This is a genomic window from Streptomyces sp. NPDC034099, assembly GCF_055575415.1.
Genome location: NZ_JBVISR010000002.1, coordinates 769,552 through 795,778, shown reverse-complemented (window position 1 = coordinate 795,778; position 26,227 = coordinate 769,552). Strand labels below are relative to the sequence as shown.

General features: G+C 72.2%; 22 protein-coding genes and 1 other RNA gene. 19 read left to right on the top strand and 4 right to left on the bottom strand.

The genetic code is table 11. The features are described from left to right. Window positions 1-2: 2 nt before the first annotated feature. Entirely contained in the window at window positions 3-197 is a 195-nt protein-coding gene (locus tag ACZ56V_RS08625) for a hypothetical protein (protein ID WP_398910443.1), read from the bottom strand. 213 nt (window positions 198-410) lie between these two features. On the opposite strand from ACZ56V_RS08625, the gene ftsE reads away from it, so the two are divergent. The 5 genes from ftsE to ssrA all read left to right on the top strand — a co-directional run bounded on the left by ftsE (window position 411) and on the right by ssrA (window position 4,335). Then, window positions 411-1,100: a cell division ATP-binding protein FtsE gene (ftsE, locus tag ACZ56V_RS08620; RefSeq protein WP_003975843.1), complete on the top strand. Its 690-nt coding sequence runs from the start codon at window positions 411-413 to the stop codon at window positions 1,098-1,100. Between the two features lie 31 nt (window positions 1,101-1,131). Continuing rightward, window positions 1,132-2,049, top strand: a complete 918-nt coding sequence (gene ftsX / locus ACZ56V_RS08615) for a permease-like cell division protein FtsX (protein WP_052841736.1) — start codon at window positions 1,132-1,134, stop codon at window positions 2,047-2,049. A gap of 68 nt (window positions 2,050-2,117) precedes the next feature. Beyond that, on the top strand, window positions 2,118-3,305 hold the full coding sequence (locus ACZ56V_RS08610) for a S41 family peptidase (RefSeq protein WP_468940369.1): 1,188 nt from the start codon (window positions 2,118-2,120) through the stop codon (window positions 3,303-3,305). 46 nt (window positions 3,306-3,351) lie between these two features. Next, window positions 3,352-3,831, top strand: coding sequence for an SsrA-binding protein SmpB (gene smpB / locus ACZ56V_RS08605; RefSeq protein ID WP_052841735.1), 480 nt, complete (start codon window positions 3,352-3,354; stop codon window positions 3,829-3,831). Window positions 3,832-3,935: 104 nt separating this feature from the next. Continuing rightward, window positions 3,936-4,335: a transfer-messenger RNA gene (gene ssrA, locus ACZ56V_RS08600) on the top strand. Window positions 4,336-4,496: 161 nt separating this feature from the next. Here the strand turns inward: ssrA and ACZ56V_RS08595 are convergent. Beyond that, window positions 4,497-5,792, bottom strand: coding sequence for an MFS transporter (locus ACZ56V_RS08595; RefSeq protein ID WP_468940365.1), 1,296 nt, complete (start codon window positions 5,790-5,792; stop codon window positions 4,497-4,499). 83 nt (window positions 5,793-5,875) lie between these two features. Between ACZ56V_RS08595 and stgR the strand changes: the two genes are divergently transcribed. The 7 genes from stgR (at window position 5,876) to ACZ56V_RS08560 (ending at window position 15,752) form a co-directional block, all read left to right on the top strand. Then, on the top strand, window positions 5,876-6,847 hold the full coding sequence (gene stgR, locus ACZ56V_RS08590) for a LysR family transcriptional regulator StgR (RefSeq protein WP_467378425.1): 972 nt from the start codon (window positions 5,876-5,878) through the stop codon (window positions 6,845-6,847). Between the two features lie 301 nt (window positions 6,848-7,148). Next, on the top strand, window positions 7,149-8,393 hold the full coding sequence (locus ACZ56V_RS08585; protein WP_468940362.1) for a DNA polymerase III subunit gamma/tau domain-containing protein: 1,245 nt from the start codon (window positions 7,149-7,151) through the stop codon (window positions 8,391-8,393). Then, the gene (locus ACZ56V_RS08580; RefSeq protein WP_468940359.1) at window positions 8,393-10,597 is read left to right on the top strand and encodes a polysaccharide deacetylase family protein; all 2,205 of its coding nucleotides are present in this window, start codon (window positions 8,393-8,395) and stop codon (window positions 10,595-10,597) included. Before ACZ56V_RS08585 ends, ACZ56V_RS08580 begins: the two co-directional genes overlap by 1 nt. 98 nt (window positions 10,598-10,695) lie before the next feature. Beyond that, on the top strand, window positions 10,696-11,928 hold the full coding sequence (locus tag ACZ56V_RS08575; RefSeq protein WP_398911119.1) for an acyltransferase: 1,233 nt from the start codon (window positions 10,696-10,698) through the stop codon (window positions 11,926-11,928). A gap of 97 nt (window positions 11,929-12,025) precedes the next feature. Further along, window positions 12,026-12,952, top strand: a complete 927-nt coding sequence (locus ACZ56V_RS08570) for a hypothetical protein (RefSeq protein ID WP_468940356.1) — start codon at window positions 12,026-12,028, stop codon at window positions 12,950-12,952. Between the two features lie 132 nt (window positions 12,953-13,084). Continuing rightward, window positions 13,085-14,464, top strand: a complete 1,380-nt coding sequence (locus ACZ56V_RS08565) for a nitrate/nitrite transporter (protein ID WP_468940353.1) — start codon at window positions 13,085-13,087, stop codon at window positions 14,462-14,464. Between the two features lie 109 nt (window positions 14,465-14,573). Further along, window positions 14,574-15,752, top strand: a complete 1,179-nt coding sequence (locus tag ACZ56V_RS08560; RefSeq protein ID WP_398910459.1) for a uroporphyrinogen-III synthase — start codon at window positions 14,574-14,576, stop codon at window positions 15,750-15,752. Between the two features lie 363 nt (window positions 15,753-16,115). On the opposite strand, the gene ACZ56V_RS08555 is transcribed toward ACZ56V_RS08560, so the two are convergent. Beyond that, the gene (locus ACZ56V_RS08555; protein WP_468940350.1) at window positions 16,116-16,673 is read right to left on the bottom strand and encodes an anthrone oxygenase family protein; all 558 of its coding nucleotides are present in this window, start codon (window positions 16,671-16,673) and stop codon (window positions 16,116-16,118) included. A 186-nt stretch (window positions 16,674-16,859) separates the two neighbouring features. Between ACZ56V_RS08555 and ACZ56V_RS08550 the strand changes: the two genes are divergently transcribed. The 6 genes from ACZ56V_RS08550 (at window position 16,860) to ACZ56V_RS08525 (ending at window position 23,889) form a co-directional block, all read left to right on the top strand. After that, window positions 16,860-17,450, top strand: coding sequence for a CGNR zinc finger domain-containing protein (locus ACZ56V_RS08550; RefSeq protein WP_467378412.1), 591 nt, complete (start codon window positions 16,860-16,862; stop codon window positions 17,448-17,450). 195 nt (window positions 17,451-17,645) lie between these two features. Next, entirely contained in the window at window positions 17,646-18,170 is a 525-nt protein-coding gene (locus ACZ56V_RS08545) for a sigma-70 family RNA polymerase sigma factor (RefSeq protein WP_007450155.1), read from the top strand. Window positions 18,171-18,241: 71 nt separating this feature from the next. Next, entirely contained in the window at window positions 18,242-19,027 is a 786-nt protein-coding gene (rsuA, locus tag ACZ56V_RS08540; protein WP_398910464.1) for an anti-sigma U factor RsuA, read from the top strand. 82 nt (window positions 19,028-19,109) lie between these two features. Then, window positions 19,110-21,416, top strand: a complete 2,307-nt coding sequence (locus ACZ56V_RS08535) for a HelD family protein (RefSeq protein WP_468940345.1) — start codon at window positions 19,110-19,112, stop codon at window positions 21,414-21,416. A gap of 423 nt (window positions 21,417-21,839) precedes the next feature. Beyond that, entirely contained in the window at window positions 21,840-23,255 is a 1,416-nt protein-coding gene (locus ACZ56V_RS08530) for an NAD-dependent malic enzyme (protein WP_104636062.1), read from the top strand. Between the two features lie 352 nt (window positions 23,256-23,607). After that, window positions 23,608-23,889: an HU family DNA-binding protein gene (locus tag ACZ56V_RS08525; RefSeq protein WP_004987462.1), complete on the top strand. Its 282-nt coding sequence runs from the start codon at window positions 23,608-23,610 to the stop codon at window positions 23,887-23,889. Between the two features lie 185 nt (window positions 23,890-24,074). Here the strand turns inward: ACZ56V_RS08525 and murA are convergent, their stop codons facing one another. Continuing rightward, complete coding sequence (murA, locus tag ACZ56V_RS08520) at window positions 24,075-25,421, bottom strand: UDP-N-acetylglucosamine 1-carboxyvinyltransferase (RefSeq protein WP_356361597.1); 1,347 nt, start codon at window positions 25,419-25,421, stop codon at window positions 24,075-24,077. A gap of 233 nt (window positions 25,422-25,654) precedes the next feature. On the opposite strand from murA, the gene ACZ56V_RS08515 reads away from it, so the two are divergent. Beyond that, window positions 25,655-26,227, top strand: a complete 573-nt coding sequence (locus tag ACZ56V_RS08515) for a YqgE/AlgH family protein (protein WP_198601862.1) — start codon at window positions 25,655-25,657, stop codon at window positions 26,225-26,227.

Genomic DNA, 26,227 nt, shown 5'->3' with positions numbered 1-26,227 from the left:
CCTCAGACGGTCTGGTGGGCCAGCAGGGCCATCGCCGCGATCAGCACCGCCACCAGCGCGATCAGCGTCGTCGGATTCAGTCCCGCCAGGAAATTGCTCTCCTGCTGCAGCCGCTCGCGGTTGGCCCGGCACACCGGGCACCTGCCCTCACTCACGGGCGCCGCGCAGTTCGCGCACACCAACCGGTCGTACGTCATGCGCTCGCCCTCCTTGCCACCGGCTCCGTTCGGAACAACGCCCGCGACGACACGAACGTTCCCCTCCACTGTGCCAGGTTCCGAGGGGCCCCGCGCGCCCTCCCGTGGGGACAAAACACACAACTGATACGCAACCCCGACCGGTGACTGCGGTCCGCTCCCCGGTTCGCGTAAGGTCACGCTCATCTACCCCCGGCGACCCGTGGTGCATCCGTGATCCGATTCGACAACGTCTCCAAGGTCTACCCCAAACAGAGCCACCCAGCCCTCAGGGACGTCTCCCTGGAGGTCGAGAAGGGCGAGTTCGTCTTCCTCGTGGGGTCCTCCGGCTCCGGAAAGTCCACCTTCCTGCGGCTGATCCTCCGCGAGGAGCGGTGCAGCCACGGACAGGTGCACGTCCTCGGGAAGGACCTCGCCCGCCTGTCCAACTGGAAGGTGCCGCAGATGCGGCGCCAGCTGGGGACGGTCTTCCAGGACTTCCGCCTGCTGCCGAACAAGACGGTCGGCGAGAACGTCGCCTTCGCCCAGGAGGTCATCGGCAAGTCCCGCGGCGAGATCCGCAAGTCCGTGCCGCAGGTCCTCGACCTCGTCGGACTCGGCGGCAAGGAGGACCGCAGGCCCGGCGAGCTGTCCGGCGGTGAGCAGCAGCGCGTCGCCATCGCGCGCGCCTTCGTCAACCGGCCCAAGCTGCTGATCGCCGACGAGCCCACGGGCAACCTCGACCCGCAGACCTCGGTCGGCATCATGAAGCTGCTCGACCGGATCAACCGGACGGGCACCACCGTGGTGATGGCCACGCACGACCAGAACATCGTGGACCAGATGCGCAAGCGCGTCATCGAGCTGGAGAAGGGCCGCCTCGTCCGGGACCAGGCACGCGGTGTCTACGGCTACCAGCACTGACGACGAGGAACGAAAGGCTTAACGAGACGCCATGCGCGCCCAGTTCGTAGTCTCGGAGATCGGAGTCGGTCTTCGCCGCAATCTGACGATGACCTTCGCGGTCATCGTCTCGGTCGCCCTGTCCCTGGCCCTGTTCGGTGGTTCGCTGCTGATGAGCGACCAGGTCAACAACATGAAGGGCTACTGGTACGACAAGGTCAACGTCTCGGTGTTCCTCTGCAACAAGAGCGACGCCGAGTCCGACCCCAACTGCGCCAAGGGCGCGGTGACCGAGGACCAGAAGAAGCAGATCATGTCCGACCTCGACGAGATGGCCGTCGTCGAGAAGGTGACCTACGAGTCGCAGGACGAGGCGTACAAGCACTACAAGGAGCAGTTCGGCGACTCGCCGCTGGCCAGCTCCCTCACGCCGGACCAGATGCAGGAGTCGTACCGGATCAAGCTGAAGGACCCGGAGAAGTACCAGGTCATCGCGACCGCCTTCGACGGCCGGGACGGCGTGCAGTCCGTGCAGGACCAGAAGGGCATCCTGGACAACCTCTTCGGTCTCCTCAACGGCATGAACTGGGCCGCCCGCGCGGTGATGGCCCTCATGCTCGTGGTCGCCCTGATGCTGATCGTCAACACCGTGCGCGTCTCGGCGTTCAGCCGGCGCCGCGAGACCGGCATCATGCGCCTCGTGGGCGCCTCCGGCTTCTACATCCAGGCGCCGTTCATCATGGAGGCGGCGGTCGCCGGTCTGATCGGCGGTGGTGTCGCCTGCGGCTTCCTCGTGATCGCCAGGTACTTCATCATCGATCACGGACTCGCCCTGTCCGAGAAGCTGAACCTGATCAACTTCATCGGCTGGGACGCGGTCCTGACGAAGCTGCCGCTCATCCTGGCCACGAGTCTGCTGATGCCCGCGTTGGCGGCGTTCTTCGCGTTGCGCAAGTACCTGAAGGTGTGACGCATACCAAGGGGGCCGCGTGGTCAAGGGACCGTGCGGCCCTTACGCGTTGTCCTAGACTCACCGGCATGTCAGGTCGTGACCTGTTCTGTCAGCCCCGTCGCGTGCGCCACGGGGCCGCCCTGACCTTGGTGTTCGCGAGTGTGCTCGTCGCGGGCGCGGCCACCGGCTCGCTCCCCGGGCCGGAGCGGAAGTCCGAGCCCGGCACGGCCCGTTCGGCCGCCCCCGTCGGTCAGCAGGCCCGCCACGACGACGTCGCCCGCGCGGCGGCCGAGGCCGTGGCCGACGGCAAGTCCCCCGTGGAGGCCGCCGAACGCGCGGTCAGCCGCAGCGGGGACCGCTGGGGCGCCGTCTACTCCGAGGGCGAGTACGAGGAGTTGGAGGACGCCCTCGACGGCCGGTACACCGGCGTCGGGCTCTCCGCGCGCCGCGAGCGCGACGGCCGCATCCAGGTGACCAGGGTGCGCTCCGGCTCACCCGCCGCCGACGCCGGGATCCGCGAGGGCGACCGGCTGCGCAGCGTCGACGGCGAGCGGGTCGACGGGCGGCCCGTCACCGAGGTCGTCTCCATACTGCGCGGCGACGCCGAGCCGGAGCCCGCAGGCACCGTCGTCCGGCTCGGCCTGGAGCGCGGCACGCGCGCGTGGACCGAGACCGTGCGCCGCGCCCGGCTGTCCACGGACCCCGTGACCGTCCGCACGCTCGCCGACGGCCTCACCGTCGTCAAGGTCGCCTCCTTCACCAAGGGCGTCGGAGAGCAGGTGCGCGAGGCCGTGGCACGGGTGCCGTCCGGCGCCGGGGTCGTCCTCGACCTGCGCGGCAACTCCGGCGGCCTGGTCACCGAGGCCGTCACCGCCGCCTCCGCCTTCCTCGACGGCGGCCTGGTCGCCACGTACGACGTCGACGGCGACCAGCGGGCCCTGCACGCCGAGACCGGCGGCGACACCGCCAGGCCCCTGGTCGCTCTCGTCGACGGCGGCACGATGAGCGCGGCCGAGCTGCTCACCGGGGCCCTCCAGGACCGCGGCCGGGCGGTCGTCCTGGGCTCCCGCACCTTCGGCAAGGGCTCGGTGCAGATGCCGAGCCGGCTGCCCGGCGGGACGGTGGCCGAGCTGACCGTCGGGCACTACCGCACCCCCTCCGGGCGCGGCGTCGACGGCAGGGGCATCACGCCCGACCTGGAGGTCGACCCGGCGGACCCGGCCGCCCTCGCGCGGGCCCGTACGGTGCTGAGCGGGCTCGGGCCGACCGCGTAATCGGCTTTCCGTCAGGCCCCTCCGTAGTGCCAAAATGGACCGCACTATGGCTAAGGAAAAAGGGCGCAAGCTGATCGCGCAGAACAAGAAGGCGCGGCACGACTACCAGATCCTCGACACCTACGAGGCCGGCCTCGTGCTGTCCGGTACCGAGGTGAAGTCGCTGCGCCAGGGGCGGGCCTCGCTGGCCGACGGCTTCGTGCAGCTGGACGGTCACGAAGCGTGGCTGCACAACGTGCACGTGCCGGAGTACAGCCAGGGCACCTGGACCAACCACAGCGCCCGCCGCAAGCGGAAGCTGCTGCTGCACCGCGTGGAGATCGACAAGCTGGAGTCGAAGTCCCAGGAGACCGGTCACACCATCGTGCCGCTGGCGCTCTACTTCAAGGACGGGCGGGCCAAGGTCGAGATCGCGCTGGCGCGCGGCAAGAAGGAGTACGACAAGCGGCAGACCCTCCGGGAGAAGCAGGACCGCCGCGAGGCGGAGCGGACGATCTCGGCGATCCGGCGCAAGCAGCGGGCCTGAGCCGCGGGAATAGGCTGGCACGTGCGTGCGTTGGTCACGTACGATGGCACTTGCACCCCACAGAGGGTGCGCGCCCCTCTTCGGAGGACTTGAAAAATCAACATGGGGATGATCGGTTTCGACAGCGGCTGTCGAAGCAGGGGAAGCGTGTCGAGGAAGCGGCCATGATCTCGTAAACCACAGGCCGAAAAAAATAATCGCCAACACCAAGCGCGATTCCTCCCAGCAGGCCTTCGCCCTCGCTGCCTGATCTCAGGTAGCGAAGCGAGCCTCCTACTAAGGGAGTGTCAGCCCGGGGCTGTTCCCGACCCGGATCCTGGCATCAGCTAGGGGACTAAACCTTGATCCCGGTCACGGGGTGAAGAGGGAAACCAAACAGTGACTGAGCCCGTCGGAGACTTGTCCGCGTGATCTCCGGGGCTGAGAAAATCGAAGCGGACTGCACACGGAGAAGCCCTGATTCCGCACCGTTGGACGCGGGTTCGATTCCCGCCATCTCCACGAGGTCGAGGGTGACGTGTGCTCGCGGTAAGCGCGAGCCACGTCGCCCTCGTCGTGTTTGCGCGGCTGCGCCGCGCGCTGCGGGGGCTTCGCCACCCGCACCCCCGTACGGGGGGAACCCCCTGGTCACCGGCACACTGCCGACGATCCGGGGGTTCTCGCGTTCACGCGGCCCGCCGGGTCGGCAGCAGGGCCAGGAGGAGGGCCGTCGCGGCCGCCGTGACCGGTATGCCGTAGGCCGCGGCGGGGGAGACGTGCTCCACCGTCCAGCCGCCCGCCGCGCTGCCGCAGGCGATGCCGCCGAGCAGGCCGGTCACCGCGAGGGTCATGCCCTCGTTCAGGCGGCCCTCCGGGGTGCGGTGCTGGACCAGCGTCATCGTGGTCACCATCGTCGGGGCCGTCGCCATCCCGCCGGCCAGCAGGGTGAGTGCCAGCAGGGGCAGTGAGCCGCTGAGGGAGGCCGCGAGGAGCGGCAGTGTCAGCAGGGCGGTCATCGCGGCCACGCACCACGGCAGGCGGTGCTCGGCCGGTCCGACGGGCTTGATCGCGCCGTAGAGCAGACCCGCCGCGCAGGAACCGGCCGCCTGCAGGGCGAGGACCGCACCGGCCGCCGCACGGTGCCCCTGTGCGTCCGCGAAGGCGATGGTGACGACCTCCATGGCGCCGAACACCCCGCCCATCGCCAGGCACACCACCAGCAGCGACGGGATGCCCGGGGCCCGGAAGGGAGCCTTCGCCGTCGGGCGCGGCCGGGCCGGGGGCTCGGTCGAGCGCCGGGCGGTGAACAGCAGCATGCCGGTCACCAGCAGCACCACGCCCACGAGCGTGCCCGCCTCCGGGAACAGCGCGGTGCACAGGAACGCCGCGAGGACCGGCCCGAGCATGAAGCACAGTTCGTCCGTGGCCTGTTCGAAGGAGTTCGCGGTGTGCAGCGCGTCGGCGTCCCCCTTCAGCAGGTGGGCCCAGCGGGCGCGGGCCATGCCGCCGGTGTTGGGCGTCGTCGCGGTCGCGGCGTACGCGGCGAACAGGGTCCAGGCGGGCGCCCCGTACCGCACGCACAGCAGCAGCGCGAGGGAGCCCAGCGCGGCGAACAGGGTGGCGGGCAGGGCCACTCCGGCCTGGCCGTACCGGTCCACGAGCCGCGCGGTCCACGGGGCGACCAGCGCCGTCGCCGCCAGCCCGGTCGCGGTGACGGCGCCGGCGAGGGCGTAGGAACCACGGGTGCCGGCGATCATCACCACGGCGCTGACGCTGAACATGCCCATGGGCAACCGGGCGATGAGGTTCCCGATCGTGAACGCACGTGCGCCGGGCGTGGCGAGGAGGCGCCGGTACGGGCCGGGCGGCCGGCGTCCGGTGCGGGGGCGGAAGTCGGCCGCGACCAGGGTGTCGGCGGTGACGGCCAGGAGGGGGGCGGCCCGACCGGGACGGGCCGGGCGCGCCGGAGTGGGTTGCGGCATGCGTCCACCGTCGCCCGGCGACGGTCGGGGGGTCCAACACCTTCTCCGTGGCCATTCACGCACCGGCGTTGTAAATTCACCGGGTGCCCGCACCCGCCCACCTGGACCCCCGCCTCCTGCGCGCCTTCGTCGCCGTCGCCGAGGAGCTGCACTTCACCCGCGCCGCCGCCCGCCTCTACGTCGCCCAGCAGGCGCTCAGCAGGGATGTGCGACGCCTGGAGCGGGAGTTGGGCGCCGAGCTGTTCGTCCGGACCACCCGGCAGGTGACGCCGACGGCCGACGGCGAGCGGCTGCTGCCCCACGCCCGCCGGGTCCTCCAGGCGCAGGACGACCTGCTGGCCGCCTTCGGCCAGGCCCGCCCGCTGCTGGTCGACCTCAACTCCCCGGGTCTGGTCACCGGCCGCCTGGTCCTGGAGCGGGCCCGTGCGCTCGCGTCGGAGCAGGAGCTGATGGCGCGTTACGAGAGCGGACTGACCCACGCCGCCGGTGAACTGGTCGCGGGCCGCCTCGACGCCTCCTTCGGCCGGTTCGCGGGGCTGCCCGCCGCCCTGCGTGCCGGACTCGCCCACCAGCCCGTGCGCCTGGAGCCCATGGCGGTCGTCCTGCCCGAGGACCATCCGCTGGCCCGGCTGGCGGAGGTGCCGCTCTCCGCACTCGCCGGAGAGTCCGTGTACGCCGGGGCCGGCAACCCGCGCACGCCGGAGTGGACCGACCTCGCGCAGCGCCTGTTCGAGGGGCGCGGCATCCACGTGGCGTCCCCCGCTCCGCTGGCGGTCGGCGAGGAGGAGTTCCAGCGCATCATGGACAAGACGCGCAATCCGATCCTCGCCGTGGAGAGCTTTCCGGCCATGGCCTCGACCGTGGTGCGCCCCCTCGTCGACCCCGTGCCGCTGTCGCCGGTCTCGCTCGTGTGGCGAAAGGGACTGGTGCATCCCGCGCTCGACGCGCTGCGCCGGGCGGCGTCGCAGGTCGCGACCGAAAAGGGTTGGCTGGAGGCCCCCGGCGACGGATGGATTCCGGCCGTCGACGCCGCTGTGATGTCCCTCCACAAGTGACACTCGGCCACCACACATCCTCCGCGTGCGCTACATTCTTTGCCTGAGCACGGTGTGATACAGGGGGCGCTCGAACCTGGTGGGGGCCGGTTCGGCCGACGAGTGCTCGGAGTCGTATGCGCACCCGGAAGTGTTCCGTGGGGGGAAGTGCGCGCGCGTGAAGAATTGGCAAGAAGACGCCCAACCGGAGTGGCCCGAGGCCGAGTCCGGAGCTCGTGATCTCCCGGAGGCGAGACGAGATGCTGACGCCACCGAGGTGCTGCCCCCGACCCGCCCCTTCCCCCCGGCCGGGGAACCTCCGGTGACCGCGTCGGGCTCGGGGTGGTTCGGCGATTCCGGTGACGGCCCGCGTGGCCGCGGGAGTTCCGACGCCGACCGGACGGAGGTCCTGGGCTCCCGAATAGGCGGCCGTGCTCCCTACGGGCGGGGCCCGGACCCGCTGGCCCAGGCGCGGACAACCTGGGGCAGAACCGAACCGGCCGGGGCGAACCCGGGCAACGCCGCCCCGGCGCCCGGAACCGGCCACGGCACCGGTCACGCCCAGGGCACCGGCCCCGGTCCCTTCCCGGACCCCGACCGGACGGACGTCCTCCCGGCGGCCCGTCCCGCCGCCCCGGTCGCCCCCACCCGCGCCTTCCCCGCACCGGCACCCGCACCCTCGCCGGTGCCCCCGCCCGGACCCGCCACCGCCGCACTCCGCGACCCCTGGCAGGAGTTGCCGGACCCGGACGGCGACGCGGGCGCCGCCGCCGGGCACACCCACGACCCGCACGAGGTCACCGTCCAGCTCGACGCCGTCCACCTCGGTGACGGCGTGCTCCTGCGGGCCGACGGCGGACACCGCAAGAGCGGCCCGGAGCCCTCCGACGGGCCCGTCTTCGTCGACGCGTCCGGCCGCCGCAGCCGCCTGTACCGCCGCCTCGGCATCCTGGTCGGCGTCGCCTGCGCGGTCTACGCCGTCGTCATCGTCTCCACGCTGCTCTCCGGCAACTCCGACGCGCCCTGGATGCCCGTACCGGGCCAGGAGGAGGGCGCACCGGCCGGTCAGGTCGACACCACCCCGCTGCCCTCCCGGTCGGCGCAGCCCTCCGGCACCGGCGCCCCGGCCCCGCAGGCCACGCCCTCGGCAGGCGCCGGTGCGACCGCCCAACCGGGCGTCGAGGCACCCGCGTCCGGTACGTCCGGCGTGACGGGCGGCTCCACGGGGCAGTCCGGCACGAGCGCCGACACCGAGTCCTCGGTGCCCGGGACCGACCGCAATCCGGGCGGTGGCGGCGCGAGCGGTCCGGACCCGACGCAGTCGACGCAGGCCCCGCCCGCCGGCACCACGGACCCGTCGGCCCCGACGGGCGGCGGCACCTCCGCCGACCCGACCGGGCCCACCGGCGGCTCCACCACGGCCACCGACCCGGGGGCGGGCGGCACCGACGCCAACGGCGCGGGCGCCCCGGACCCCATCGCCGGTCAGGCCGGCGCACCCGTCGTGGTCGCCGGTCCCGCCGACACCTCCACGTCCCCTTCCCTGTCCCCGGAGAACACCCTCTGATGGCATCCCGCACCCGCCGTCACGGGGCCGCGCGCAGCTCCCGTGAGGGCTCCCGCCGCCGTGTGCCCTTGCGTCTGCTGCTTCCGCCGCTCGTCCTGGTCGCCCTGGTGGCGATGCTCATGCTGCGCGGATACGTGCACAGCGAGATCCTCGCCGACCACCGCGTCCAGCCGCCCGCCGCCACCACCGGCGTACCCGAGAAGATCCTCGAGGGCGGCCCCGTCATCGACGTGCGCGGCGGCCGCACCGAGAGCCTGAGCGTGCCCGACCACCGGCTCGTCCTCACCTTCGACGACGGCCCGGACCCGACCTGGACGCCGCGCGTGCTGGACGTGCTGAAGAAGCACGACGCGCACGCGGTCTTCTTCGTCACCGGCACCATGGCCTCCCGCTATCCCGACCTCGTCGAGCGCATGGTCGACGAGGGCCACGAGGTGGGCCTGCACACCTTCAACCACCCCGATCTCTCCTTCCAGTCCAAGAAGCGCATCGACTGGGAGCTGTCCCAGAACCAGCTGGCGCTCACCGGCGCGGCCGGGGTGCGCACCTCGCTGTTCCGCCCGCCCTACTCCTCCTTCGCCGACGCCATGGACGACAAGTCCTGGCCGGTCACCGAGTACATCGGCAGCCGCGGTTACATCACCGTCGTCAACAACACCGACAGTGAGGACTGGAAGAAGCCCGGCGTCGACGAGATCATCCGCCGCGCCACGCCGCACGGCGGCAAGGGCGCCGTCGTCCTGATGCACGACTCCGGCGGCGACCGCCACCAGACCGTGCAGGCCCTGGACAGGTTCCTGCCCGACCTGAAGAAGCAGGGCTACGAGTTCGACAACCTCACCGAGGCCCTGGACGCGCCCAGCGCCATGACCCCGGTGACCGGCGCCGAACTGTGGAAGGGCAAGGCGTGGGTCTTCCTGGTCCAGGCCTCGGAGAAGCTCACCGACGGCCTGGTGGTGGGCCTGGCGGTCATCGGCACGCTGGTCATCGGGCGCTTCGGCCTGATGCTGCTGCTGTCCGGGGTCCACGCCCGCCGGGTACGCCGCAGGCGCTTCCGCTGGGGCCCGGCGGTCACCGAACCGGTGACGGTGCTGGTCCCGGCGTACAACGAGGCCAAGTGCATCGAGAACACGGTGCGTTCCCTGGTGGCCGGCGACCACCCGATCGAGGTCATCGTCATCGACGACGGCTCCAGCGACGGCACCGCACGCATCGTGGAGGGGCTCGGCCTGCCCGGTGTCCGGGTGATCCGCCAGCTCAACGCGGGCAAGCCCGCAGCGCTCAACCGGGGCCTGGCCAACGCCCGTCACGACATCGTCGTGATGATGGACGGCGACACCGTCTTCGAGCCCTCCACCGTCCGCGAACTCGTCCAGCCCTTCGGCGACCCGAGAGTGGGGGCCGTCGCGGGCAACGCCAAGGTCGGCAACAAGGACAGCCTCATCGGCGCCTGGCAGCACATCGAGTACGTGATGGGCTTCAACCTGGACCGCCGGATGTACGACGTCCTCGGCTGCATGCCGACCATCCCCGGCGCGGTCGGCGCCTTCCGCCGCTCCGCCCTGGAGCCCATCGGCGGCATGAGCGACGACACGCTCGCCGAGGACACCGACGTCACCATGGCGCTGCACCGCGCCGGCTGGCGGGTCGTCTACGCCGAGAACGCCCGCGCCTGGACCGAGGCACCGGAATCCGTCAGCCAGCTGTGGTCCCAGCGCTACCGCTGGTCGTACGGCACCATGCAGGCGATCTGGAAGCACCGCCGCGCGGTGATCGAGAAGGGTCCCTCGGGCCGCTTCGGCCGCGTCGGCCTGCCCTTCGTCTCGCTGTTCATGGTGGTGGCCCCGCTGCTGGCCCCGCTGATCGACGTCTTCCTGCTCTACGGCCTCGTCTTCGGCCCGACCGACAAGACGATCGTGGCCTGGCTCGGCGTCCTCGCCATCCAGGCGGTGTGCGCGGCGTACGCCTTCCGGCTGGACCGGGAGAAGCTGACCCCGCTCATCTCGCTGCCCCTCCAGCAGATCCTGTACCGCCAGATCATGTACGTGGTGCTGCTCCAGTCCTGGATCACGGCGCTCACCGGCGGCCGGCTGCGCTGGCAGAAGCTGCGGCGCAGCGGCGGGGTGTCCGCGCCGCCGCCCGGCGCCGAGGGCGTCCCGTCCCAGCGGCGGTCCCGCGCCATGGACGGGAGGCCGGTCGGATGACCACCCCGCCCTACGACCCGACGCGGCCGACCGCCGCCACGCCCGGCCCCGCCGTGCCCGCCCCGCCCCTGCCTGGTCCGACCCGGAGCACCCCGCACATGACCGCACCACCCCTCCACCCGCCCGTCGGCGCGGACACCGCCGTACCGGTGATCCCCCAGCAGAAGCAGGCCCGGCGCGCACCCGTGCGCGACCGGTACTTCGACCTGCTGCGGGCGGTGGCCCTCTTCCGCGTGGTCCTGTACCACCTGATGGGATGGGCCTGGCTGCCGGTGGTGTTCCCGTCCATGGGCGTGATGTTCGCCCTCGCGGGCAACCTGATGGCCCGCAGCCTCAAGCGGCCGGCCGTCCAGGTCGTCCGCAGCCGCATGCGCCGCCTGCTGCCCCCGCTGTGGCTGCTGGGCGCGGTGGGTGTGACCGGCATGGTGCTGCAGGGCTGGGGACCGGGCGACGACGGGCACCCGGGCTGGTGGTGGTTCCACCTCCTCTACTGGGTCCTGCCGCTGAGCGACCCGCCCTTCGCCGAGGGCCTGCCGGGAGTCCACGGCATCCTCGGCGAGGACTGGGCCGCGGAACTCGCCGGGCCGCTCTGGTACATCCGCGCCTACCTCTGGTACGTCCTGCTCTCCCCGGTCCTGCTGCGTGCGCTGCGCGCCCTGCCGTGGCTGACGATCCTCGCGCCGCTCGTGCTGTCGGCCGCCTTCCAGTTCGGCTACCTCGAACTGCCGGGCGAGCGTTTCCCGTCGGCGCTCACGGACTTCAGCACCTTCGGCGCCTGCTGGGTCCTCGGCATGGCCCACCAGGAAGGCGTCCTGAAACGGCTGCCGCGCTACGTCGTGCCCTCGGTCGCCCCGGTGATCGCCGCGCTGGGCCTCTGGTACGCCTTCCGGGAGGGCTTCAGGACCGGGTACGACCTGGACTCCATCCCCTTCGCGCAGGCCGTCTGGTCCTTCGCGACGGTGCTGCTGCTCCTGCACGTCAGCCCCTCGTGGACCGAGTGGCCGCGCCGGCTGCGCCGCTGGGACCGGCTGATCACCCTGCTCAACTCCCGTGCGGTGACGATCTACCTGTGGCACAACGTCTGCATCCTCGTCGCGGCCACGCTGTGGGACCGGCTGTGGGGATTCGACGTCCTGGGCGAGCACGTCCCCTGGCTGCTGGAGAGCCCCTGGCCGGTCCTGGCCATCGCCTGGCTGCTGATCGGGAGCTGCGTCGTCTGGTTCGGCTGGATGGAGGACGTGGCCGCCAAGCGCCCGCCCCAGCTGTGGCCGGACGGCGGCAAGCGCCCGGCACCGAAGCAGCCCAGGGCCCGTGCCGCGCACCGGGGCTGACGCGTACCGGGGCTGACGGCCGTCGGTCCTCCGTGCGAGACTGCCCCGGTTGCGGAAGTGAACAGGGTGGCGTGAGCCGGTCAGGGGGAGCTGCGGGATGAGCAAGCGGCAGACGCAGAAGATGCTGCAGTTGATGGCGAGCGGGGAGGCGGTCCAGCTCACCAGCCGGATGTCGTCCGTGAAGAAGCTCGCCAAGCTCGCCTTCGTCGCCCAGCAGTTCGGGTACGAGTACGCCGACGTGCGCCAGAGCGGCGGGAACAACGCCGCGCTCACCATGCTGCTGGTCCCCGACCCCAGCCCGCAGGCCCGCACCCGGGCCGTGCAGACCTGGGCGCAGTACCCGAACGCGGGCGACGGCGTGTCGCTGCCGCCGCTCGTGCCGGACGCCCTCGAACTCCTCAAGGCGCGGATCAACTTCGACCTCACCGGCAAGAACGCCCAGAAGAACATGGGCTACGGCGCGCTCGGCGGCACCGTCGCGTGTGTCGTCCTCGCCTTCCGCGAGGGCGGTTCGTCCGACGACTTCGTCCTCTCCGGGATCATCTGGCTGGTCCTCATGGCGGCCCTGGGCATCGGCTTCCTCGTGACCCGCAGGCGCAACGCCAGGTTCGCGACCCGGCTGCAGGCCGCCGGGTTCGTGCCGATGGCCGACGAGACGGGACGGGTGCGGTACCTGCCGCCCGGCGGGCAGCTGCCGGGACACGGGAACCCGTTCGGCGCCACCGCGCCCGGCGGCTACGGCCAGCCGGCCCCCGGCCCGTACGCTCCCCAGCCGCCGCAGCAGCAGCCGTACGGCGCACCGCCGCAGGCCCCGCAGCCGTACGCACCGCAGCCGGTCCCGCAGGCCCACCAGCCCTACGCGCCCCCGCAGCCCCACCAGCCCTACCCGCCGCAGCAGCCCCCGCAGCCGTACGTCCAGCCGCCGCAGCAGCCGTACGCGCCCCCGCAGCCCCAGCAGGCCTATCCGCCGCAGCCCTACCCGCAGCAGAACCCGCACTGGCAGCCCCGGCCCCCGCAGGGCTGACCGCGATCTCTCACCCCGCCCCGGCGCCGGGTGAGAGCAACGTTCCCTTCCGGTCATCCACAGCCCCACCGGCCCGAAACGCGTCCTGCCTAGCGTCGACGCAACCGAGCTGTGGAGCACCGTGGAGGCGTCATGACAGTCCCTGGCGGCCGCTGGATCGAGTACTGGGATCCCGAGGACGAGACCTTCTGGAAGCGGACGGGGGAGCGGACCGCCCGGCGGAACCTGTTCTTCTCCGTCCTCTCCGAGCACATCGGGTTCTCCGTCTGGACGATGTGGTCCGTGCTGGTGCTCTTCATGGGCCCGGAGTACGGGCTGACACCGGCCGACAAGTTCCTGCTGACGTCCGTGGTGACGCTGGTCGGGGCCGTCGTACGGGTGCCGTACACCTTCGCGGTCGCCGTCTTCGGCGGACGGAACTGGACGATCGTCTCCGCCGGGCTGCTGCTCGTGCCGACCGTCGCGGCCTTCGCCGTCATGGAGCCGGGGACGTCCTTCTCGACCTTCCTCCTGGTCGGCATGCTGGCCGGCATCGGCGGCGGCAACTTCGCCTCCTCCATGACCAACATCAACGCCTTCTTCCCGCTCAGGAAGAAGGGCTGGGCCCTCGGTCTCAACGCCGGGGGCGGGAACATCGGCGTGCCCGTCATCCAGCTGGCCGCGCTCGCGGTCATCGGCGCGAGCGGCGGGCCGCGGGTGCTGCTCGGCATCTACATCCCGCTGATCCTGGTGGCCGCCGTCCTCGCCGCGTGCTTCATGGACAACCTCGCCTCCGTGAAGAACGACACCGGGGCCGCCAAGGACGCGGCGCGGGACGCCCACACCTGGATCATGTCCGTGCTGTACGTCGGTACGTTCGGCTCGTTCATCGGCTACAGCTTCGCCTTCGGGCAGGTGCTCCAGAGCCAGTTCGGGCGGACCCCGCTCCAGGCGGCGTACCTGACCTTCATCGGTCCGCTGCTCGGCTCCCTGATCCGTCCGCTGGGCGGCAGGCTCGCCGACCGGTACGGCGGCGCGCGGATCACCCTGTGGAACTTCGTCGCCATGGCCGCCGCCACCGCCGTACTCGTCGCGGCCGGCATGGCGAAGTCGCTGGGGCTGTTCGTGGCCGTGTTCGTGGTGCTGTTCGTGCTCAGCGGGCTGGGCAACGGCTCGACGTTCAAGATGATCCCCGGGATCTTCCAGAACAAGGCGCTGGCCAAGGGGCTGCGGGGCGAGGCCGCGGTGGCGTACGGGCGGCGGCTCTCCGGGGCCTCCATGGGGCTGATCGGCGCGGTGGGCGCGCTCGGCGGCGTCGCCATCAACCTCGCCTTCCGGCAGTCCTTCCTCTCCTTCGGCACGGGCACCGGCGCCTTCCTCGCCTTCCTCGCCTTCTACGCCGTGTGCCTCGTCCTCACCTGGGCGGTATACCTTCGCCGACCGGCCGCGCCGCCCCGGGCCGACACGGCCGACACGGTCGACCCGGTCGAGGCGGAAAGGGCCGAGGCCCGGCTCAGCCGCGCCGAGGTGTGACGTAACACTGGTGACATGCGGGTGAACCGAGCCCGTCACGCACGGTTGACAGGCTCGGTCGCCACGTGAGTGTGCACGTGGATGTGAACGGATCGGAGCGCGGCGAGCGATGGACGACGTAAGCGAGGTGGGCGGCGTGGGCGACGAACCGCAGCGACCCGACCACGGCCCGCTGGCCGGGTTCACCGTGGGCGTGACCGCCGCCCGCCGGGCCGACGAACTGGGCGCGCTGCTGCAGCGGCGCGGTGCCACCGTCCTGCACGCGCCGGCGCTGCGGATCGTGCCGCTGGCCGACGACGGCGAGCTGATGGCCGCGACCAAGCGCATCGTCGACCAGGCACCGGACGTCGTCGTGGCCACCACCGCCATCGGGTTCCGGGGCTGGGTCGAGGCCGCCGACGGCTGGGGGCTCGGCGAGACGCTGCTGGAGCGGCTGCGCACGGTGGAGCTGCTGGCGCGCGGGCCCAAGGTCAAGGGCGCGGTGCGGGCCGCGGGTCTGACGGAGCGGTGGTCACCCGCCTCGGAGTCCATGGCCGAGGTCCTGGACCGGCTCCTGGAGGAGGGCGTGGAGGGCCGCCGGATCGCCGTACAGCTGCACGGTGAGCCGCTGCCGGGGTTCGTGGAGGCGCTGCGGGAGGGCGGCGCCGAGGTGGTGGGCGTGCCCGTGTACCGGTGGCTGCCGCCGGAGGACCTCGGGCCCGTGGACCGGTTGCTGGACGCCGCCGTGTCGCGGGGCGTGGACGCCGTGACCTTCACCAGCGCGCCCGCCGCGGTCTCGCTGCTGGGCCGGGCCGAGGAGCGGGGCCTGCTGCCCGAGCTGCTCGCCGCGTTCGGCCACGACGTGCTGCCCGCCTGCGTCGGCCCGGTCACCGCGGTGCCGCTCCAGGCGCACGGCGTCGACACGAGCCGGCCCGAGCGCTTCCGGCTCGGGCCCCTCGTCCAGTTGCTGTGCCAGGAGCTGCCGGCCCGCGCCCGTGCCCTGCCGGTCGCCGGGCACCGGCTGGAGATCCGCGGGCACGCGGTGCTCGTCGACGGGGAGCTGCGGACCGTGCCGCCCGCCGGCATGTCCCTGCTGCGTACCCTCGCCCGGCGGCCCGGCTGGGTCGTGCCCCGCGCGGAGCTGTTGCGCGCCCTGCCGGGCACCGGCCGCGACGAACACGCCGTCGAGACGGCCATGGCCCGCCTGCGCACGTCCCTCGGCACCCCGAAGCTGATCCAGACGGTGGTGAAACGCGGCTACCGCCTCGCCCTGGACCCGGCCACGGACGCCAAGTACACGACCGACTGACCCCCGGCGCCCCGGCCGGCCCCCGCCACGCCGCGAGCGGCACGCACACGGGCCGCCCTGGCGTCCACCCCGGGTACCCGGTGCGAGAACACGGGCGGTGCGACGGCTGTGCCTCGTGCCGTGGGCCCTGGGCGCCGGGCGGGGCCGCAAGGGGCGCGGTTTCCGGCGCCGTGCCGTGGACGACCGCCGGGCCGCCCCGCTCACGGCACCTTCGCCCGCGCCGCTGGTTCACCGGCCGACGGGCCGGAGGCCCGGGCGCCGGTGCGTGTCATCAGGGCGCCTTTCCCCGCCCGCGAGGCTGTCCGCGAGCGAGCCTGCCGATGCGCAGTCCTGCCGGGCCGCGGGCCGTGGGGTGCCGGGTGTTCAGCGGGGCGCTGTGGGTGGGACGTGTTGGGGCGTGGGCCGCTGCGGTGTCCGGGGCGCTGAGTGCGTCGGACGGCCGCGGACCGCCGAGCCCCAGGCCAGGCAAGCCGTCGCCAGCGTCGACAGCACGGCACGTACGACGTTCCAGGCCACCCACGGGTCCTCGAACCGCTCGCGCAGCGCCGCCGGGTCACCGGGGCGGGCCAGGGCGTCGTTGAGGGGGATGTTGCCGCCCACGGTGACCAGGAAGGCGAGCGCGTACGCCGTCGCGCCCGCCCAGATCCACCAGCGGCCCGGCGTCCGGCGCGACTGCCACCCCGCGAGGCCCGCGAGGGCGAGCGCGCCCATGAAGGCCAGCAGGAACACCGGGTTCTGGATCACGTCGTTGACGTCGCGCATCACGTCGACGTACACCCCGTCATCGCTGCGCGCCAGCGCCGGCATCACGGCGCAGGCGAAGACGTAGAAGGTGCCGGCCATCAGGCCCGCGGCGACCGTGGCCGCGGCCAGCACTCCGTCTGCGGTCAGGGACCGCCGTTCCCCGTCGATGTCTGTCATGCGTCCAGTCAACGGGCGCCGCGGCGCGCCGGACATGGCCCGGGCGCGCGGGCGCATGCGCAAGCGTCCACGCAGGGCGGTACGAGGGGTTCCGGGCGCGGAGACGGGCAGGCACTGTAGAGGGAGCGTTCCCCTGCTCCCCTCTCCGGCCCGCCCCACCGGGCAATCCAAGGTGGTGACAGGAACATGGCACTGGGTACGGCCACCGACCCGTACGAGCTGCGCTTCGACACCGGGCGGATCTGTCTGGACCTCATCGCCACCACCCACCCCGCGGAACGCCTCGACTCCCTGGACGCGCTGCGCGCCTGGATCACCGGCTCCGGACTCGTCCCGCCCGGCACCCCGCTGGCGCACGCCGACGCCTCCTGGCTGACCGGTTTCCGCGAACTGCGCGGCGAGACGGCGAGGTTGGTGCGCACCCGGCCGGTGCCCCGCACCCACCCCCACGAACTCGCCCTCGCCCGCGTCAACGAACTCGCCCTCGCCGCACCGCCCGCACCCCGCGCGGTACCCGGCGAGGACGGCGCACTGGTGCGGGAGCTGACCGGGCCGCCGCGGTGCGCCGCGCTGCTCGGCGCCCTCGCCCGGGACGCCGTGGACCTGCTCACCGACCCCGTCGCGCGGGCGAGCCTCAGGCAGTGCGCGGGCGACAACTGCCCCATCGTGTACGTGGACACCTCCCGCGGCCGCCGCCGGCGCTGGTGCTCCAGCGAGATCTGCGGCAACCGCGAACGCGTCGCCCGCCACCGCCGCCGCGCGGCCCTCGCCCGGTAAGCACCCGTAGATTCCCTCGCGTCCCGTTCGTCACACCCCCTCGGAGAAAACTCTCATCCCGTTTTGAACACGCCGCACTTGGCGTCCGTACCGGATGGGCGAGCGACCGACTGGGGGAACCCCCGGACATCGGAGGTGGGCGTGCGCAAGGATTCCGTCGTGGCCAATGAACGTGGTGCGAGGGCCCGACATCGCATGTCGCAGTCGTCCTCGGAACCCGACGAGGAGCTGATGCGCGCGCTGTACCGCGAGCACGCCGGCCCCTTGCTGGCCTACGTGCTGCGGCTGGTCGCGGGGGACCGCCAGCGCGCCGAGGACGTCGTCCAGGAGACGCTCATCCGTGCCTGGAAGAACGCCGGTCAGCTCAACCGTGCGACCGGATCGGTACGCCCCTGGCTGGTGACGGTCGCCCGGCGCATCGTCATCGACGGCCACCGCAGCCGGCAGGCCCGGCCGCAGGAGGTCGATCCGTCGCCGCTGGAGGTCATCCCCGCGGAGGACGAGATCGACAAGGCGCTGTGGCTGATGACGTTGTCGGACGCGCTCGACGACCTGACCCCGGCCCACCGGGAGGTCCTCGTCGAGACGTACTTCAAGGGGCGTACCGTCAATGAGGCGGCGCAGACACTGGGCATACCCAGCGGCACCGTTCGCTCCCGGGTGTTCTACGCCCTGCGTTCGATGAAGCTGGCTCTGGAGGAGCGGGGGGTGACGGCGTGATGAGCGGGTACGGGGGAGTTCAGGGGTTCGGCGGGGGATTCGGCCCGGGTGATCCGGGTAATCCTGCCCCCATGCAGGGATCACCGGCGCCGAACGAGCACGAGACCGTCGGCGCCTACGCCCTCGGGATCCTCGACGACGCCGAGGCGACGGCCTTCGAGGCCCACCTCGCCACCTGCGAGTGGTGCGCCCAGCAGCTCGACGAGCTGGCCGGCATGGAGCCGATGATGGCGGCGCTCGCCGACCTGCCGGGCACCGGTACGCCCGCGATCGCCGAGTCGCTCACCGCGAAGCCCAGCCCACGGCTCTCGGAGAAGCTCGTCGACGAGGTCGCCGAACGCCGTGCGAGCAAGCGCCGCCGCAACTTCTACCTGGTGGGCACCGCGGCCGCGCTGATCATCGGCGGCCCGTTCGCCGCCGTGGCGACCACGGGCGGCGGTGGCGACGACGACGGAGGCGGCGGCCGCAAGGCCGAGGCGTCGCAGCAGGCCGCGAGCCCGGCCGAGTCCGCGTTCGCCGCCATGCCGGACCGGGTCACCGCCACCGACCCGGCCACGCAGGTCAGCGCGACCGTGGCGCTGGAGAAGAAGGCCTGGGGCACCGAGACGGTCCTGGAGCTGAAGAACCTCAAGGGCCCCCAGAAGTGCTCCCTGATCGCCGTCGGCAAGAACGGCGAGCGGGAGACGCTCAGCTCCTGGACGGTCCCCGACTGGGGCTACGGCATACCGGGCGCCACCACCGAGAAGGCCAAGAAACCGCTCTACGTGCACGGCGGCGCCGCCTTCGAACCCAACCAGATCTCCCACTTCGAGGTCATGACCTTCGACGGGAAGCGACTGGTGGAGGTCGACGCGTAGCGCCGGCGCCAGGCGCGGCGTAGCTTCCCGGGCCCCCTTCGCGTATTTTTGACGGCTGCCCAGCACGTCAGAAGGGGGCCCGGTGGCCGCACAGGCTCAGCAGGATTCAGCGGTCGACTCGGAGCACGACTCCGTACGGGACCGAGAGATCGACGTGGAACAGGCGCACCTCGACCGGGTGTACCGACGTCTCGAGGAGAAGATCCACGAGGCGGAGTTCCTCATGCACGACGCCGCCCAGCGCGGCCACGTCGGCACGCCCGGCGCCCTGGCCGAGCGCGACGCGCAGGTCTTCCGGGCCGGCATCCACCTCAACCGCCTGAACAACGAGTTCGAGGACTTCCTCTTCGGCCGCATCGACCTGCTCCTCGGCAAGGACGGCAAGAAGGGCCCGGACGGCGCGTACACGGCCGTGGAGCCCGCCGAGGGCGCCCTCGGGCCCGACGGCACCGCCGACATCGCCGAGACCCTGCACATCGGCCGGATCGGCGTCCTGGACGAGGACTACGCCCCGCTGGTCATCGACTGGCGGGCGCCCGCCGCCGCCCCCTTCTACCGGTCCACGCCGGTCGATCCGGGCCGGGTCGTGCGCCGCCGGGTGATCCGCTCCAAGGGGCGGCGCGTCCTCGGCGTCGAGGACGACCTCATGCGGCCCGAGATCACCGCCCGGCTGGACGGCGAGGAGCTGGCCGTCGTCGGCGACGGCGCCCTGATGGCCGCCCTCGGGCAGGCCCGCACCCACTCCATGCGGGACATCGTGGCCTCCATCCAGGCCGAGCAGGACCAGGTGATCCGCGCCCCCGCCGCCTCCGTGACCTATGTCGAGGGCGGCCCCGGCACCGGAAAGACCGCCGTCGCGCTGCACCGGGCGGCGTACCTGCTCTACCAGGACCGGCGCCGGTACGCGGGCGGCATCCTGATCGTCTCGCCGACACCGCTGCTCGTGGCCTACACCGAGGGCGTGCTGCCCTCGCTCGGCGAGGAGGGCCAGGTCGCCATCCGCGCGATCGGCTCACTGGCCGACGACGCGGCGGGCGCCGAGGCCACGCTGTACGACTCCCCGGCCACCGCCCGCGCCAAGGGCTCCGCCCGCATGCTCCGGGTGCTGCGCAAGGCCGCGCGCGGGGCGCTGGAACCGGCCGACTCGCCGACCCTGCTCAGGGTCGTCGCCTTCGGCCGCCGCCTCGAACTGGAGGCCGAGGAGCTGGCCGGCATCCGCCGCACCGTCCTCGGCGGCACCGCGCCCGTCAACCTGCTGCGCCCCCGTGCCCGCCGGCTGCTCCTGGACGCCCTGTGGGAGAAGTCGGGCGCCGGCACCCGGCACTCCGACCCCGAGCTGGCCGCCGAGCTGCGCTCCTCCTTCGACGACGACGTCACCTCGGAGGACTCCTTCATCGCCTTCCTCGACGCCTGGTGGCCCGAGCTGACCCCGGGCGCCGTGCTGGCGGCCATGGCGGACGAGCGTCGCCTCGGCCGCTGGGCGCGGCGCGTGCTGAACCCGGGCGAGGTCCGCAAGGTCGCCCGTTCGCTGCGGCGGGAGGGCCACTCCGTGCACGACATCGCGCTGCTCGACGAGCTCCAGGCGATCCTCGGCACCCCGGCCCGCCCCCGCAAGCGGCGCGAGCAGGACCCGCTGGACCAGCTCACCGGCCTGGAGGAGCTGATGCCGCAGCGCGAGGAGACCCAGTGGGAGCGCGCCGAGCGCCTCGCGCAGGAACGCACCGAGTACGCCCACGTCATCGTCGACGAGGCCCAGGACCTCACCCCCATGCAGTGGCGGATGGTCGGCCGCCGCGGCCGGCACGCCACCTGGACGGTCGTCGGCGACCCGGCCCAGTCCTCCTGGTCCGACCCCGACGAGGCGGCCGCCGCCCGTGACGAGGCCCTGGGCACCCGCCCGCGCCGCCGCTTCGAGCTGACCGTGAACTACCGCAACCCGGCCGAGATCGCCGAGCTGGCGGCGAAGGTCCTCGCGCTGGCCATGCCCGGCTCGCCGTCCCCGTCGGCCGTGCGCTCGACCGGCGTGCAGCCGCGCTTCGCGGTGGTGCGGGACTCCCTCGCCCAGACGGTCCGCGCGGAGGCGGCCCGGCTGCTCGGCCTCGTCGACGGCACCGTCGGCGTCGTGGTCGCCATGAACCGGCGCGAGGAGGCCCGGCGCTGGCTGGCCGGGCTCGGCGACCGCGTGGTGGCGCTGGGCAGCCTGGAGGCGAAGGGCCTGGAGTACGACGCCACGGTCGTCGTCTCCCCGGCCGAGATCGCCGACGAGTCGCCCGCCGGGCTGCGCGTGCTGTACGTCGCCCTGACCCGGGCCACGCAGCAGCTGACGGTCGTCTCGTGCGAGCGGGACGAGCCGGACGCCTCGGGGGTGCCGGACCTGCTGCGCGACTGAGCGCCGGGCCGGGGGACCGGCCCGGAGACGTGCGAAGGGCCCGCGCCGTCCGACGGCGCGGGCCCTTCGTCCCGTCTGAGTGGCACCGACCCGCCATGCTCGCCTCGCGGCAAGTGGTCGCTCGTAGCGACGATGGTTGGGCCCGGGGGCTTGGATCGGGCCGGTGCCACGTCCAAGGTAACAAACGATCCCCGCAAGACAATTCCCGTCCCGCGGGTTCCTTCCGCGACCCGGGCGCGTCCTGCCCGCGGCTTCCGGTTACCCCTTCCCCCGACGGGCTACTTCTCGTATGGTGGAAGTCGTTTTCCGAAATCGGAGTGAACAAAAAGTTCGCAATCCGGGGCGGCTACCGCGTACCCAGTGGTAGGTGCGACGATCGGACGGCACAACCCAGTTACACGGTGAAAGCAGAGGAAGTCGGCCATGGCAACGGCGCCCAGCGTCTCCTACTCGATGACGGTCCGACTGGAGGTGCCCGCGGGCGGAACCGCCGTCTCGCAGCTCACCACAGCGGTGGAGTCCGCCGGCGGCTCGGTCACCGGCCTCGACGTCACGGCCTCCGGCCACGACAAGCTCCGGATCGACGTCACCATCGCGGCCGGCTCGACCGCGCACGCCGACGAGATCGTGGAGCAGCTGCGCGGCATCGAGGGCGTCAGCCTGGGCAAGGTCTCCGACCGTACCTTCCTCATGCACCTCGGCGGCAAGATCGAGATGCAGTCCAAGCACCCCATCCGCAACCGCGACGACCTGTCCATGGTCTACACGCCCGGCGTGGCCCGCGTCTGCATGGCGATCGCCGAGAACCCCGAGGACGCCCGCCGTCTGACCATCAAGCGCAACTCCGTTGCGGTCGTGACCGACGGCTCCGCCGTGCTGGGCCTGGGCAACATCGGCCCGAAGGCCGCGCTTCCGGTGATGGAGGGCAAGGCGGCCCTGTTCAAGCGGTTCGCCGGCATCGACGCCTGGCCGATCTGCCTGGACACCCAGGACACCGACGCGATCGTCGAGATCGTCAAGGCCATCGCCCCGGGCTTCGCCGGCATCAACCTGGAGGACATCTCCGCGCCCCGCTGCTTCGAGATCGAGGCCCGGCTGCGCGAGGCCCTCGACATCCCCGTCTTCCACGACGACCAGCACGGCACCGCCATCGTCGTGCTCGCCGCGCTGACCAACGCCCTGCGCGTGGTGGACAAGCCCATCGAGAACGTACGGGTCGTCATGTCCGGCGCCGGCGCGGCCGGTACGGCCATCCTCAAGCTGCTGCTCGCCGCCGGGGTCAAGAACGCCGTCGTCGCCGACATCCACGGCGTCGTGCACACGGGCCGCGCCGACCTGGTGGACGCCGCGCCCGAGTCCGCCCTGCGCTGGATCGCCGACAACACCAACCCCGAGGGCCTCACCGGCACCCTCAAGGAGGCCGTGCACGGCGCCGACGTCTTCATCGGCGTCTCCGCCCCCAACGTCCTCGACGGGGACGACGTGGCCGCCATGGCGGACGGCGCCATCGTGTTCGCGCTCGCGAACCCCGACCCCGAGGTCGACCCGGCGATCGCCCGCGAGACGGCCGCGGTCGTCGCCACCGGCCGCAGCGACTTCCCGAACCAGATCAACAACGTGCTGGTCTTCCCCGGCGTCTTCCGCGGCCTGCTGGACGCCCAGTCCCGCACCGTCAACACCGAGATGATGCTCGCCGCCGCGCACGCCCTCGCGGACGTGGTGACCGAGGACGAGATCAACCCGAACTACATCATCCCCAGCGTCTTCAACGACAAGGTCGCCGGTGCCGTCGCGGGCGCCGTGCGGGAGGCGGCGAAGGCCGCCGGAGTGGTGGCGTAGGTTCCCCCGGCGGGGGAAGGCGGCCTGTGGCGTGGTGGTGAGGATCACCACGGCGGGCCGCCCCTCCGGCGCGTCGCGGGATGTCGGGCCTTGGATCGCCCTCTAGGGTTGCGCAAGGCTCAGGCCCTCTCGGCGTGTGACTCCCAAGGGTGTTCTCACGACTCCTGGGGGTGCCGGATTGGCTTTACCGCCGCAGGTGGAGGCAGGATGCCTCCCTGGGCGCGAGGGTCTGACGACCGACCCGGGTCCGGGGAATGTCAGAGGGCCCTGGCAGCATCGGCATCGCTGTGCCCAACATGCGGCTCCGCCGCGTGGCACGCCTCAACGGCAAGAAGAACACGGGAGTAACAACATGAACCGCAGTGAGCTGGTGGCCGCGCTGGCCGACCGCGCCGAGGTGACCCGCAAGGACGCCGACGCCGTGCTGGCCGCGTTCGCCGAGGTTGTCGGCGACATCGTCTCCAAGGGCGACGAGAAGGTCACCGTCCCCGGCTTCCTGACCTTCGAGCGCACCCACCGTGCCGCTCGCACCGCCCGCAACCCGCAGACCGGCGAGCCGATCCAGATCCCGGCCGGCTACAGCGTCAAGGTCTCCGCGGGTTCCAAGCTCAAGGAAGCCGCCAAGGGTAAGTAAGCGCTCCGCCTGGAGTGCCGGGGACTGTGCGGGGCGTTCGTCCGGGCTGTGGTCGTTTCGCGGCTGCGGGTCGGGTGTGGCTGGTCGCGCAGTTCCCCGCGCCCCTTACAGGGGCGCACAGCACAACGCCGATGGGGCGGTCACCCGAGTCCGGGTGACCGCCCCATCGGCGTTCGTGCCGGCGGCTAGCCGAGTGCCTTGCCGGGCAGTTCGACCTTGGCGCCCAGTTCCACGAGCTTGTCCATGAAGTTCTCGTAGCCCCGGTTGATCAGGTCGATGCCGTGGACCCGGGAGGTGCCCTGGGCCGCGAGGGCGGCGATCAGGTACGAGAAGCCGCCGCGCAGGTCGGGGATGACCAGGTCGGCGCCCTCCAGCTTGGTCGGTCCGGAGACCACGGCCGAGTGCAGGAAGTTGCGCTGGCCGAAGCGGCAGTCGGAGCCGCCGAGGCACTCGCGGTAGAGCTGGATGTGGGCACCCATCTGGTTGAGCGCGGACGTGAAGCCCAGCCGGGACTCGTAGACCGTCTCGTGCACGATGGACAGGCCCGTGGCCTGGGTCAGCGCGACCACCAGGGGCTGCTGCCAGTCCGTCTGGAAGCCGGGGTGCACGTCCGTCTCCAGGGCGATGGACTTCAGCCGGCCGCCCGGGTGCCAGAAGCGGATGCCCTCGTCGTCGATCTCGAACGCGCCTCCCACCTTCCGGAAGGTGTTCAGGAACGTCATCATCGAGCGCTGCTGGGCCCCGCGGACGTACACGTTGCCCTCGGTGGCCAGCGCCGCCGAGGCCCAGGAGGCCGCCTCCAGGCGGTCCGAGAGGGCACGGTGGGTGTAGCCGCCCAGCTCGTCCACGCCGGTGACGCGGATGGTGCGGTCGGTGTCCATGGCGATGATCGCGCCCATTTTCTGCAGGACGCAGATCAGGTCCTCGATCTCCGGCTCCACGGCCGCGTTGGACAGCTCCGTGACGCCCTCGGCGAGCACCGCCGTCAGCAGCACCTGCTCGGTCGCTCCGACGGACGGGTACGGCAGCCGGATCTTGGTGCCGCGCAGTCGCTGCGGAGCCTCCAGGTACTGGCCGTCCGCCCGCTTCTCGATCTTCGCGCCGAACTGGCGCAGCACCTCGAAGTGGAAGTCGATGGGCCGGCCGCCGATGTCGCAGCCGCCCAGGCCCGGGATGAAGGCGTGCCCGAGGCGGTGCAGCAGCGGGCCGCAGAACAGGATCGGGATGCGGGACGAACCCGCGTGGGCATCGATGTCGGCGACGTTCGCGCTCTCCACGTGGGAGGGGTCGAGGATCAGCTCGCCGGGCTCCTCACCCGGACGGACGGTCACCCCGTGCAGCTGCAGCAGCCCGCGTACGACCCGCACGTCGCGGATGTCCGGCACGTTGCGCAGCCGGCTCGGCGCACTGCCCAGCAGGGCCGCCACCATCGCCTTCGGCACGAGGTTCTTCGCACCGCGGACCCGGATCTCGCCCTCCAGCGGGGTCCCGCCGTGGACAAGCAGTACGTCATCAGCGCCGTTGACGGTCATGAATCTCGCGTTCCGTGGTGTTGGGCAGGGGCCAGAAGGGAAAGGGTAATCGTCTTGTACCCCCCTTCATGGCGCCTCCGCACGGTCCGGCAACGTCATGGATTTGTCACAACACGCGGTGTTCACCGGCGCGCACGGGGGGTCACGATCGAGCGGTGTGCGCGGGTGCGTGTTCACTCCCGTGCCCCCGATTGCCTCCCCATGGGAGGGGAACATGCGGGATCATGTCTGGCATGACCGAGGTGTCCTCGCTCACGGGGCGGCTGCTCGTGGCAACGCCCGCCCTGGCGGACCCGAACTTCGAGCGTGCGGTGGTGCTCCTCCTCGACCACGACGAGGAGGGTTCCCTCGGCGTCGTCCTCAACCGTCCCACGCCGGTCGACGTGGGCGACATCCTGGAGGACTGGGCGGACCTGGCCGGCGAGCCGGGCGTCGTCTTCCAGGGCGGCCCGGTCTCGCTGGACTCGGCCCTCGGCGTCGCCGTCGTCCCCGGCGGGGAGTCCGGCGAGCGGGCGCCGCTGGGCTGGCGGCGGGTGCACGGCGCGATCGGCCTGGTGGACCTGGAGGCACCGCCGGAGCTGCTGGCGTCCGCCGTGGGCGCCCTGCGGATCTTCGCCGGGTACGCGGGCTGGGGACCCGGCCAGCTGGAGGACGAGCTGACCGAGGGCGCCTGGTACGTGGTCGAGTCCGAGCCCGGCGACGTCTCCTCGCCGTTCCCGGAGCGACTCTGGCGCGAGGTGCTGCGCCGCCAGCGGGGCGACCTGGCGATGGTGGCGACGTATCCGGACGACCCGTCGCTCAACTGA

What these genes read in the sequence shown, in the direction of transcription:
- ACZ56V_RS08625 (WP_398910443.1), bottom strand. Translation starts at nt 197, where the DNA reads ATGACGTACGACCGGTTGGTGTGCGCGAACTGCGCGGCGCCCGTGAGT.
- ftsX (WP_052841736.1), top strand. Translation starts at nt 1,132, where the DNA reads ATGCGCGCCCAGTTCGTAGTCTCGGAGATCGGAGTCGGTCTTCGCCGC.
- ACZ56V_RS08610 (WP_468940369.1), top strand. Translation starts at nt 2,118, where the DNA reads ATGTCAGGTCGTGACCTGTTCTGTCAGCCCCGTCGCGTGCGCCACGGG.
- smpB (WP_052841735.1), top strand. Translation starts at nt 3,352, where the DNA reads ATGGCTAAGGAAAAAGGGCGCAAGCTGATCGCGCAGAACAAGAAGGCG.
- ACZ56V_RS08595 (WP_468940365.1), bottom strand. Translation starts at nt 5,792, where the DNA reads ATGCCGCAACCCACTCCGGCGCGCCCGGCCCGTCCCGGTCGGGCCGCC.
- ACZ56V_RS08580 (WP_468940359.1), top strand. Translation starts at nt 8,393, where the DNA reads ATGGCATCCCGCACCCGCCGTCACGGGGCCGCGCGCAGCTCCCGTGAG.
- ACZ56V_RS08575 (WP_398911119.1), top strand. Translation starts at nt 10,696, where the DNA reads ATGACCGCACCACCCCTCCACCCGCCCGTCGGCGCGGACACCGCCGTA.
- ACZ56V_RS08570 (WP_468940356.1), top strand. Translation starts at nt 12,026, where the DNA reads ATGAGCAAGCGGCAGACGCAGAAGATGCTGCAGTTGATGGCGAGCGGG.
- ACZ56V_RS08565 (WP_468940353.1), top strand. Translation starts at nt 13,085, where the DNA reads ATGACAGTCCCTGGCGGCCGCTGGATCGAGTACTGGGATCCCGAGGAC.
- ACZ56V_RS08560 (WP_398910459.1), top strand. Translation starts at nt 14,574, where the DNA reads ATGGACGACGTAAGCGAGGTGGGCGGCGTGGGCGACGAACCGCAGCGA.
- ACZ56V_RS08555 (WP_468940350.1), bottom strand. Translation starts at nt 16,673, where the DNA reads ATGACAGACATCGACGGGGAACGGCGGTCCCTGACCGCAGACGGAGTG.
- ACZ56V_RS08550 (WP_467378412.1), top strand. Translation starts at nt 16,860, where the DNA reads ATGGCACTGGGTACGGCCACCGACCCGTACGAGCTGCGCTTCGACACC.
- ACZ56V_RS08545 (WP_007450155.1), top strand. Translation starts at nt 17,646, where the DNA reads ATGTCGCAGTCGTCCTCGGAACCCGACGAGGAGCTGATGCGCGCGCTG.
- rsuA (WP_398910464.1), top strand. Translation starts at nt 18,242, where the DNA reads ATGCAGGGATCACCGGCGCCGAACGAGCACGAGACCGTCGGCGCCTAC.
- ACZ56V_RS08530 (WP_104636062.1), top strand. Translation starts at nt 21,840, where the DNA reads ATGGCAACGGCGCCCAGCGTCTCCTACTCGATGACGGTCCGACTGGAG.
- ACZ56V_RS08525 (WP_004987462.1), top strand. Translation starts at nt 23,608, where the DNA reads ATGAACCGCAGTGAGCTGGTGGCCGCGCTGGCCGACCGCGCCGAGGTG.
- murA (WP_356361597.1), bottom strand. Translation starts at nt 25,421, where the DNA reads ATGACCGTCAACGGCGCTGATGACGTACTGCTTGTCCACGGCGGGACC.
- ACZ56V_RS08515 (WP_198601862.1), top strand. Translation starts at nt 25,655, where the DNA reads ATGACCGAGGTGTCCTCGCTCACGGGGCGGCTGCTCGTGGCAACGCCC.